The organism is cyanobacterium endosymbiont of Epithemia clementina EcSB, assembly GCF_029919255.1.
Classification (GTDB): Bacteria; Cyanobacteriota; Cyanobacteriia; order Cyanobacteriales; family Microcystaceae; genus Rippkaea.
The window spans coordinates 875,862-887,737 of record NZ_CP123991.1; the positions used below are offsets into that span (position 1 = coordinate 875,862).

The 11,876-nt window shown below is 33.8% G+C and carries 6 protein-coding genes and 1 pseudogene; 3 read left to right on the top strand and 4 right to left on the bottom strand.

Translation table 11 applies throughout. The features are described from left to right. Window positions 1-278: 278 nt before the first annotated feature. Window positions 279-944: pseudogene (locus P3F56_RS10415) on the bottom strand (response regulator transcription factor). Between the two features lie 3 nt (window positions 945-947). Further along, the gene (locus tag P3F56_RS02890; RefSeq protein WP_281153305.1) at window positions 948-1,931 is read right to left on the bottom strand and encodes an aspartate carbamoyltransferase catalytic subunit; all 984 of its coding nucleotides are present in this window, start codon (window positions 1,929-1,931) and stop codon (window positions 948-950) included. Between the two features lie 255 nt (window positions 1,932-2,186). Here P3F56_RS02890 and P3F56_RS02895 point away from each other — a divergent pair, with 255 nt between their 5' ends. The 3 genes from P3F56_RS02895 to P3F56_RS02905 all read left to right on the top strand — a co-directional run bounded on the left by P3F56_RS02895 (window position 2,187) and on the right by P3F56_RS02905 (window position 8,119). Further along, entirely contained in the window at window positions 2,187-2,831 is a 645-nt protein-coding gene (locus P3F56_RS02895) for a GUN4 domain-containing protein (protein ID WP_281153306.1), read from the top strand. A gap of 2,876 nt (window positions 2,832-5,707) precedes the next feature. After that, window positions 5,708-6,901 carry an NAD(P)/FAD-dependent oxidoreductase gene (locus P3F56_RS02900; RefSeq protein WP_281153307.1) on the top strand — a complete coding sequence of 398 codons (1,194 nt, stop codon included), beginning with the start codon at window positions 5,708-5,710 and terminating at the stop codon, window positions 6,899-6,901. Between the two features lie 714 nt (window positions 6,902-7,615). Beyond that, window positions 7,616-8,119 carry a DNA recombination-mediator protein A gene (locus P3F56_RS02905; protein ID WP_281153690.1) on the top strand — a complete coding sequence of 168 codons (504 nt, stop codon included), beginning with the start codon at window positions 7,616-7,618 and terminating at the stop codon, window positions 8,117-8,119. Between the two features lie 867 nt (window positions 8,120-8,986). On the opposite strand, the gene P3F56_RS02910 is transcribed toward P3F56_RS02905, so the two are convergent. Continuing rightward, window positions 8,987-10,057 (bottom strand): potassium channel family protein, encoded by a 1,071-nt coding sequence (locus P3F56_RS02910; protein WP_281153308.1) that lies wholly within the window; start codon window positions 10,055-10,057, stop codon window positions 8,987-8,989. Window positions 10,058-11,687: 1,630 nt separating this feature from the next. After that, window positions 11,688-11,867, bottom strand: a complete 180-nt coding sequence (locus P3F56_RS02915; RefSeq protein WP_281153309.1) for a hypothetical protein — start codon at window positions 11,865-11,867, stop codon at window positions 11,688-11,690. Window positions 11,868-11,876 lie beyond the last annotated feature (9 nt).

Below are 11,876 nucleotides of genomic sequence, written 5' to 3' on the forward strand. Positions count from 1 at the left end.
ACAATAATTCAGTAATTTTGCGATAATTACTCCAGAAATTAACAACAAAATTATATTACTACTTTAAGTGATTTTAAATTCTTCTATTAAATGAATTATTGTAGTTCTAACAGTAGATAGGTATCGCTTTATTAATTAATATATACGCAAAAAAACATTTAAATTGAAGATATTTTAGAAGTGGCGATAAAACTTATTACCACCACTATTCTATCCAATACATAAAAGATAAATGATCTTTTTATCTAACAATAGTTAGATATTAATTTACTGGATATTCAGAAAATATATACGTATTTAAATTCATATTCTACCCCTACGACTGTTTTAATAAAAGTTGGATAAGCGGTATTAATTTCTATTTTTTTGTGCAATTTTTCAAAATGATTATCCAAAACCCTTTCGTGTGCAAAAAACATTACTAAATAATTTTAAAATTAGTTGATTACAACTGCAACCCAGTCCAAGATAACTCAGAAAAGTTAACATTAAATTAAATTACAGTGCTGTTAATCTAAGTAATTATTCTGATTTATTTTCTAATTTCCTAATAGCAACATGACGATTTAAATCAACAGTAAAATGTTGAGTTTGATAAATTCGGTTGGGTTGCCCTCCATGTAGTAAACTACGGCGAAGTAAGGACTAAACCTTGCAACTAATTCTCTAGGACTAAATGGTTTAATAAGATAATCATCAGCTCCGGTTGATAATCCAATAACCTTATCAATTTATTCTTCTTTTGCGGTTAACATTAGAATATATGGACCTTTAGGAGTTGAAGTTTGACAAATGTAGTTACAAACTTCTAAACTGTCTAATTTAGATAACATTAAATCGAGAATAATAACATCTGCTTGCAGTTATTGAAGCATCTCCAACGCAGCGATTCTATCGGTAAAAATTTAACAAATAAATGATTCTCTTTCCAGGGTTTCTAGAATTAATTAACTATTGAGCGTTCCAATCAAATATAATAAGGCCATCCGCACAGCGATCCCATTTGTAACCTGTTGTTGAATTAAACTAAACTCTTGATCGTCCATTAAGTCAGAACTGATTTCTACTCCTCGATTAACTGGACCTGGGTGAAGAACCTTGACCTTAGGTTTACATAACTTAAGGCGATCACGGGTAATGCCATAATGTTGATGATACTCTCGTAAACTAGGTAATAAATGATCTATCATCCGTTCTTGTTGCAAGCGCAAAGTTATGACAAAATCAGCTTCAATTAAGGCGGGTTCAATGTCCCAATGTAAACATAATTGATCGTTTTCCAATTCTGTCACCATCTGGAGAAAAAATTGGGGAACCAGTGTAGGGGGGCCGGCTAGATAAACCTGGGCTCCTGCCTTGGTTAAACTCCAAATATTAGAACGGGCAACCCGTGAATGTAAAATATCTCCTACAATGGCAATTTTTTTGCCTTTTAAAAGTTCTGTTCTAGGATTATCAAGATCAAGTAAAGAACATAAAGTAAATAAATCTAATAATCCTTGGGAAGGATGTTCATGTTGACCGTCTCCCCCATTGAGAACACAGACTCGCGTTTCTAGAAAGTCCATTTCTGCCGCAATCGCTTGGGGAACACCGGCTTGTTTATGGCGAACAACCATAATATCCGTTCCCATCGCCAGATAAGTTTTAGCCGTATCAAAAATAGTCTCCCCTTTGATTAAAGAAGAACTTCCAGGGGAAAAATTAAGTATGTCTGCCGAAAGACGTTTGGCAGCTAATTCAAAACTACTGCGGGTACGGGTAGAAGGTTCAAAAAACATATTGGTCACCACCTGTCCCTGAAGAGCTGGAACCTTTTTAGTACGTCGACATAAAACTTCCCGGAAACTAGAGGCAGTTTGCAGAAGAATATTGTATTCCTCAGTCGTCCAATCAGCTAACCCTAAAATATGATGTCGAGTCCAATTCATGTTAGTCAGTCATTAATTTAGATAAGTTGTGAGTTGTGACTGAGATGCGAGGGGGCAACCAATCAATAACCATGCTACTGTATTGTCTTCGCTAACTCTACTAATCTTTCCTAAGAAGAGTCTTATAACAGATTCAACTTAATAGTTGATTTTTTTAAACTCCTTACAGACTTTGGTAATTGAAACAGTTAAAATGACAAAAGCTTAAATCTTCTCTTGTATTTCTTAAAAAAAATTATTAATAGTCAATATATAATGATATTCACAGATATCTTACCAAAACTCCTGTTCGCTTTAGTCTTTAGCTGTTTATCTTTGCCACCAGTATTGTCCGAAGACACCGTAAATTTAAATAAAATTAAACCGAGCAATAGCTCCTTAATATCTCCAGAAACAGGGGTAGACTATACACCCCTACAAAACCGTTTACAACAACAACAATGGCAAGAGGCTAACGAAACCAGCACCTACCTAATCCTTAAGGCCGTTAACCGAGACGAACAAGGATGGATGTCCGGTAAAGATGTGGTTCAATTGGCTTGTTGGGACTTAAAAACCCTTGATGGTTTATGGAAAGAATATTCCCAAGGAAAATTTGGCTTTAGCGTTCAATTTCCTATCTTTATTGAAACTGGAAATAAACCTGGAAAATTAGTAGCCAGTTATTTCTATGATGATTTTGGGACGCGAGTAGGATGGCGTAAAGACGATCAATGGATCGCCTTTAAACACAACTTGATTTACAGTTTAGATGCTCCGATTGGTCATCTTCCAAACCCCCGCTCAGAATACCAAATTACCGGAGGGCAACTGAATTATACAGCCCTAACTCAAAGGATGGTAGAGTGTAGACTTGTTTCCCCTATTTTTCCGAGAAGACGGACCTACAACTCTAACTAATAACTAAATAATTATCCCAGTTTAAGAAAGTACAATAAGGTCGAGACTCAAAAATTTTGAGAATTGACAGATATCCTCTCTTTAATTCTATCCAAACAATTTTGGATAAAAAATTTTAATAAAAATGACGAACAATATCGTTCAAATCCTTTGAAAATTCCTAAACATGAAAATTTATGAGAAACTTTCTAATTCTATCCTTGTTAAGGATAGCTTCTAGATTAGAGGAATAACAAGCTACAGGTCTTAGGGCTAATCCCTATTGAACTTCAAACCCCACAATAAGCTGCCCTCATTAGATGTGTGGAAACCCTTGAAACTAGACAACGTATTAATATAGTCACTAGTAGTACCAGTGGACATATTGTCAAGATTTTTACCAGAGAAGAGAAAGGGATATCCCTCGTTAAGTACAGACCTCAGTAGAAATACAACTTCTTTAAGAGAAAAAGGATGTAAGAGCTGCTATCGGATGTTTGAATGTTGCTAAAGCAGAGTCACGGGCTGCTGAAGTGTAATTATGACAATGGAAAGCTGAGCAATTTTTAAGACTGATGTACATAAAACCGAAGCTAATTTAACTTTAGCTGAGATTAATTCTCGTCGATCACAAAGTCTCTAAGCTAACGATGTGGTTCGTAAACAAGACTCTGACGATAAAATCAATACTTTAAACGCTACGAAAGCTTAATTAGACTCCATAATTAAAACCTATGATGCTGGCAAAGAATGTCTCAATGCTGCTATCCAAAATTTGCCAGCCTCTGAAAAACGGGTATACTAAGCTTTAGCAAATATGGATAGTCAAAAATTTGTTGTACATTAAGCCTAATGAAAATTAGGGGGAACCAACTAGTCAAACCCTAGCTTATAATTTTCTTTATGCTCCCATTAATGGGAGCATAAAGTTTAAATCAAAAGGAAATTGGAGATAACGTTTATCTTAGAGAAGTAATTACTACCATCATAGATAATTAAATTTTTAATTTTAAAATTATTGCTAAACATTGTAATCGATTGTGTCTAGGACTTCCTATCTATAGAAATTATTAATCCTGATGGAACTACGGAAGTGGAGGGATAAATTGTGCATGTTATTCTTTTGGTAGACCAAAATACCTAGACTATTCAAGTTAAAATTACCCTCCGTAAGGATGGCAGTTTCCAAAATCAACAATATGTACAGGTAAAAGTGATTTGGAATCAAAAACCTATAGTTTTAGTTCCTGTTACTGCAATTAGTAGTTTAGGGAAACATAGATTTATTTCAATTACTTAACTTGGAGGATCAAAAAATAGAAGAAAATGCTTAGTAGTTGAACAAGTTCACGTTAAAACTGGTTCTATTTGAGGTCAATATTCTAAGATAATTTCAGGAGTTAAACCAGAGGATAAATTTGCCGTAAATCATATCTCAGACATATTTCATATTTAAAAGGTAGTAGTTCTATCTAAAAAGAATCTATTACTAGTAATAATTCAATAAAATAGAACGATAAACAACTGTAGTTAAAACAAACAACTGTAGTTAAAATTAAATCTAGATTGTATAAGTGTGGATGATTATTTATGGCTATAAACGACAATTACGTAATCGCTATTTAAAACAAGTAAATTTTGATATTATTGCTGCATAACTAAAAAAAATAAGATGGAATAGAGATTTTTATTAATAGTTTTTTAAATTGTCCTCTTTGACATGAGATAAATCTTGAATTTTAGTTTTTAAAAAACTATTAACTATTAGCAATTACTTAGTCGATTATACACAATAATACCCTCCCTATAAAGGGAGGGTATTATTGTGTACTATTATAGTTTATTTGCGATATTATCATTAATAATAATTAATTTTTTAAAGAAAATTAGTATTAACCTAATTAAAATTCATCTCTTAAAAGTGATTTAAATAAAAGATCTTATCCAAAGATAGTTAAGAATTAATTAATTTAGTATGTTTGATTTAATTACGCAAAATGTATTATTAATACATCCAGTATTTAATGCTATTTTTAAGCTAATTTAACCCAAATTTACTTTTATTACTAATAAAAAAATATTTTTATTAGTAATAAATCTATTTTTTAGATATTTTGGGTAAACTTATATTAAATGTCGATAGCTATTTTCTCAAAAAAAGTGGCATTATTTAACTATTTAAGATAGTTAGTTTCTCTAGAATAGATTAGAATATTACTTATATAAATTTGGTAATTTAGTCGTTTTAACATAAAATTAATCCATTGATATCCTCTTATTTTTTTAGAAAAAATTCTAATTTATTGTGTGATCCTTATATTTTTTTAAAAAAGCCTAAAAAATATATGATATAACTTAAATTTTATTGAAGTAACCCTTCCAAAGTTAGGGGAGTTTAAACAAAAAACACAATTATAGATGATTTATAAAATCAAATAATATGCTAAAACTGTAGATAGTATAATTATATGAGTAGTTTAAAAAATAAAATTTATAAGTGCAGTATATCTTATTTTCTTAAATTTTATATTTATATAACATTCTTGATTTTTAATTATTTCTTTTTAGTAAGATGATTAAAATGATAAAGAGACTGATAAGCTTTCATGAAATTTTTAGCTGAAAAATAGATAGAAGTTGTCAAAAATATTAAAATCTATTCCGTAGAGTAAATTAAATTAATTTAATTTGGTTGTTCAAAGATTTTTTAAGGTTTGAAAATAACAAAAAATTGGTGTGTTTGTCATGATAGTTTTTAACCATTTTGACCTCCACGGGGCGGACCTGTGGTTTTTTTATGGAGGATATCTCATCAATTCTAACCTCTAATCTCTGATACTAAGTTATCTTAAAAATAATCAAGCTTAGTTTAAGCAACCCCACAACATTGAATCATCATGAGTGAGCAAGCATTACGCATCTGTATTTTGGGGGGAGGTTTTGGTGGCTTATATACTGCCTTACGTTTAAGTCAGTTTCCTTGGACAGATGGCCATTCTCCTGAAATCATCCTAATTGATCAAAAAGATCACTTTCTGTTTACCCCTCTACTCTATGAATTAATCACTGGGGAGATGCAATCTTGGGAAATTGCCCCTTGCTTTGAAGAATTATTGAATAATACAAGAATTCGTTTCCACCAAGGTTGTGTCACCGCAATTAATGTCGAAACCCAACACATCGAATTAGACAATCGTCATAGCTTATCTTACGATAAATTAGTCCTGGCAATGGGGGGAAAAACGCCTTTGGACAAGGTATTAGGGTCAAAAGATTATGGCATCTGCTTTCGCAGTCTCCAAGATGCCTATCGCATCAAAGAAAGGTTGCGCTTACTAGAAGTTGCCCAGGCTGAAAAAATACGTGTCGCTGTAGTAGGTGGTGGTTCTAGTGGGGTAGAACTTGCTTGTAAACTCGCAGACCATCTAGGAGAAATAGGAAGAATCCGCTTAGTGGAACGGAAAAAAGAAATTTTAAGTAATTCCCCTGGATTTAACTTCAAGGCGGTTCAAGATGCCTTAGAAAAACGACGAGTTTGGATTGATTTGGAAACAGAAGTCAGTGAAATCACTTCTGATAGCTTATCCCTATGTTACAAAGGTCGAACAGATACCATTCCCGTCGATTTAGTTATTTGTACTGTAGGAACCCAAGTGTTAGACTTGATACAAGACCTTCCCCTCAAACACAGTGAACAAGGGTTAATTACGGTCAACCCAGAATTACAAGTGATAGATCATCCTGAAATCTATGCGCTGGGTGATTTAGCAAACTGCAAAGATGCAACCGGACAACAAATCCCCCAAACCGCCCAAACAGCCTTTCAGCAATCTGACTATTGTGCTTGGAATCTTTGGGCTTCTATTACCCGACGTCCCTTGCTGCCCTTTCGTTACCAGGCATCAGGGGGAATGTTAGCTCTAGGGATTAATAATGCCACTCTCAATGGGTTAGGAATGGAACTTGATGGACCATTGGCTTATCTAACTCGACGGTTAATTTATCTGTATCGTCTTCCCACTTTTAAACATCAACTCAGTGTAGGGTTAAGTTGGATGATTCGGCCTCTTGTAGAAGGGTTATCAGATTAGTTGATTAACAGAGAAAAAGTATGGAGGGTAAAAAAAAAGACTTTATTAAAGATAAACCTATCAAATGAATTAAGATCATCAAATTTGCTCAAATATATCTTAGTAGTAGAAGATAAAGTAAAATTCGCTTGATTTATAGAGTGAGAATTTTAAGTACAAGGGTTATGAGATTACTATGGCTAATGATTGGTCATAGAGATTTACCCTCGCTAAAGATAGTGAGCTAGACATCATTTTGTTTAGATAGGATGTTACCCGATATTTCAGACCTTAAAATCTATAAACACTTACGCTAGATAAGTAGTAAAGTCCTTATTGTTCTCTTAACATTGTCAAAGATGACATTAGTGATTGTGTGGTCGCACTAGATACAGGGGCAGGAGCTGATGATTAAATCGTTTAACTGCTTTAGTCTTAGTGAATTCCTAGCTAGGGTTCGGGTCCACCTGCGACACAGCTAAAACGATAACTCTAATTTCTCAGCGTATGGGATCCCAATTCTATGGAAAACCCAAACATTATTGAAGTCTATATCCATTACCTACTCCTAAAATTGGAAGTCAAAAAAAAACTTTGACTAGTTCAAACCGTTTGATGGATAGGCTATGTTCTGCTCAACTAACGAAACTTTTTAAAAATTTTACAAAATAAATGACACAAGTAAGTTAGGTTTTGCTAGAATTACAGGCGGTCATTCAGCTTAAGATAGAATCTTTGAGTAAAGCAGTAGAGATTCCCAACCTAGATATATTGGCGCAAGAGCTAGCCGCTATCCAACAGACAGGTTCTAAACGGATTGCCCTATTAGGTTCGCGCCACGTTCCCATCACTCATCAACAATTGATTGAGATGATGACCTATGCCTTAGTTTTAGGAGGTAATCGTCTTCTGACATCTGGGGCGATAGGAACCAATGCAGCCGCTATTAAAGGGGCAATGAGGGCTGATCCAAACCTCTTGACGGTTATTCTTCCCCAAAGCCTTCAATGCCAACCGAAAGAGTCCCGCGCTCAATTGCAAAAAGTTGTCCATTTAGTGGAAAATCCGGAGAATGACGGGCTATCTTTGAGACAAGCAAGTTCTTTGTGTAATCTAGAGATTATTTCCCGTTGTCAACAGTTAATTTGCTTTGCCTTCCACGACAGTCATACTCTTCTCCAAACTTGTCAAGAGGCTGAAGGGCAGCGCAAGCTAGTTACATTATTCTATTTTGATTAGCTAAAACAACGCTGTTCGGTTACGAGAGTTGCAATCTTTTTAACATGATCTCAACATCTCAACTCTGCTCGGTGCTGAAACTGAACCGGACGGCTTCAGGAAATTCAACTTCTGGGTTCTCGACGGGGATATTTAGAATTTAGGCCCTTTACCTTGAATAAGGAATTCTGGGAGTGATACAAAGATAATCTCCCGTTACCAGGGAGTTCAATGGGGAGCATGTCAACACAGAGGTTGGGTTTATTGTCCTAACTCCTTCTTTGTCGTGACCAATACTCAGTAAGTTATCACAAAAGATTCAGTTAAACCAAAAACAAATATTTCCGAAATAGATAAATTTAGGTAGTTTCGAGCAAACTACCTAAAACCCATAAAAATTTTTATTTAACGGATTAGTTAAAGTAGAGTTCTATGTTTACTCAACACACTTTTTTCATGAAAGAGAATAACGGCTTTTATAAAGAAATTGGTGTCGAAATTGAACAATAACTAATCGCATGGAAAAGTACAGTGATTACCATCTTTCAATTTAGAATAGGCCGTTGATAATTTAAAATCAGGTCAGGCACAAGTGGTTATATTCGACTTTTTCGCCTAGAATACTGTTTATCAGTTGCTTACTGCTGCTAAGAATTATGGGTGAAGAGTATGAGCTCGTGTTACAATTGAACATTAAATAAGTTAACGATTTAAAGATTTAAATATTATTATCATGCAGATTTTTAAAACCTATAAAAAATTCTTTCAAAGTAAATCCAAAAATATGAACAAGTCAATAATTTAGATTCCAACAATCTAAACTTGTTTATCAATTAATAAGAACAGCAAAGTTTGGAAAAAATGATCTCTTTAATGTCAAGACATTAATTATCGATGTCTGGGGGGGCGTAATGCAGGAAAAGGACGAATTGGACCTAAAATCTGGTTGAGTTCCCGTAATTGTTCAGGGGTTCCCATACAAATTAGTAAATCTCCAGCAAGTAAGATGGTATCTCCTGTCGGACCGCCTATAAGGGCTCCATCAGACCGGCGAATCGCTAACACTAATGCCCCCGATTTTGACCTTAACCTAGCCTCACTGAGGGTTTTTCCTACGCAAGGACAAAACTGGGGATCAAGCAGAAATTCTTCCATGTAAAATGTGCGCTCAGTTCCTGTTAGAATCCCATCCACAAAGTCCATCACTTGGGGACGCAAAGCTGCTGCTGCTAAGCGTTTTCCTCCTGTAATATAGGGAGATACCACCGCATCAGCCCCAGCCCGTTGTAATTTGAGAACAGCTTCTTCTGTACTGGCACGAGCGATTGCCCGAATATTGGGATTTAGAGTTTTTGCTGATAGGACAGTGTAAAGATTTTCCGCATCAGAGGTTAAGGCCGATACAATACAAGCAGCTTTATCGATTTTGGCACTTATGAGACATTCATCAAGGGTTGCATCCCCTTGAATCACTATATAGCCTAGTTGCTTAGCTTCTTCCAATTGCTCGGTACGCGAATCAATAATTACAAAAGGAATATCTTCTGCGGTGAATTCTACGGCTACCTGACGGGCGGTACGGCCATAACCGCAGACTATACAATGATGTTCTAACGTATCAATCAAGCGTTTCTCCTGTCGTTGTTTAATTCCTTCTTGAAAATACCCTTGAATTAATGCTTCTGTTAGACGATTAACAATATAACCAATGGTAATCAATCCCATCAAGATCAAGAAAATAGTAAATAATCGCGAGCGATCTTGGAGAGGATGAATTTCCGAAAATCCTACTGTAGATAGGGTTATCATGGTCATATAGGCTGAATCAATAACAGACCATTTTTCGGCTAATGAATACCAAATGGTTCCCAGTCCAAAGACTCCTCCTAACGCCAACGCCCCAAACAATAACTCTTTTTGTAAGCGTCGATATTTATCTTGAAACGAGTATAGCGTCATCTCCATCTCACCTGATTATTTACCATATTTTATCCCTTTGATTTTTCATAAAAAGTCTGTTTCCTAATTTAAAGTTAAAATAATTAAGCTCTTTCTAAGAGAACCCCTTTAAGACTATCTTCACTCATCGAAAATCAAGCTCAAGTTGCCTTTGAAGTTATTGACCAAGTTGTTAATTAGTTAGCAACAATCTAGGTTTAAGTTAGGTTTAAGTTACGACTCCTAATTAATTCTGTAACCTCTAACACGTAACAGTTCATTTAGTTGTAATAGTTTTTGCAAAAAGCATCACTTTCCGGTTAATTAGCCCGTGACTATTTTTATCCTCAAGTGTTAAGCTATGATCCTTGCCCCCGTCAATTCTACCATTTTATTTGAAGAAACGAAAACACATTCTTTGAAAATATGACAATAATTCCAAAGAAATTATAAAGTTAGGATGAATCACTGATTTTTGGTATTGTCATCAAATCAGACCATAAGTTACTCTTCTAATTTTGTTCATTTTAAGCAGCACATCGCTAAATTCTTTGCTCGAATGAACTGAACAATTGTTTTATTAAAATTTTTTTATTTTTTGGGAAAACAGAGATAAATAATTTAATTACGTTCTGTGATACTAATAATTAAGTTTTAACAGAAAATAATAATAAACTCTATTTCGGCTATTTATTCCTAAAGGAGGTGTAAAAAAGACAACAGTAGTGGCTTCTTTGATTAGGTAGTCTTAATAAAGATTAGTTGAAATGAAGTTTATATCGTTAAATCTAGAGATGGTGGTGATACTATTAAGGTGTTTACTTAAGAAAATCTAGGTCAAAATTTAGCCTGTAATTATAAAATTGTTACTTGTGTTTTTTTACTTTAGAAAGTAATTTTTAACTATGTATTTAAATGATTATTTTGTTATATTTTTGGTGCAAAATTAATCAAAAATTTTGTTTATTTATAGTCAGTTACGTAATTTATAAAAAAAAGTGTTAAGTGGTTATTTTTGCTGAAGATAACTCATTAAGAATGAGATTAGTAAATTAGCAAAACTGATGATAAATTTTATTGTATTGATTCTGAATAAGCTTACATTCACTATATTGATTTTTTATATCACTAGGACATTTATATTCTTCAAAATTTTGATAGTCTCTGCAGTAAATTAGCCTTTAATATTAGTAAGGAATAAATGTTAACCACAAGATAATTTAATTAATTTAGCGGATTATCTTGAACAGAAAATCGAAATAGAACATTTGATGAATAATCATTAAGTTTACACAGCATTGTAATCTAGGCTTAAACCATAGATTACAATGCTGTGTATTTTTTAGTTTTTGTTTCTCATGATATTTTGGACTCATATCAGTATACAATTAGACAAAAAATGACTAGTAGAAAATATTTGAGCTATCTAGTGAACTAATGGTGGAATAACTAAAACGTATAATTACCGATAGATAATGGTGGGATTAAAATTGTTTATATAAACTCCAAACTGAATCAACTATGATTGTAATAAGGAAGTTTTCTTAACTAGAATTTAGCGAAGTTCAGTAAACTTTTGCAATACAGACAGAGTAGGAATTATTTCCCTTTTGCCTTTAAACCAAATGATTTTGGGCTTCATAAACTCGATTTAGCTCGGCTGATGCTTGATATCTCTTAATGTAGCCACATTAGCCTTGGAGTGGAGTTTGATAAAGTGGTCTTGAGCTTCAAGATTGGATTGTGCTAATCCTTTAAGGTTTAAACTGATTACCTTCAAGCCAATTAAAGTGATTGTAATAGCTACAATGGGGCCTATCAATTCCTTCAACAAGACCTT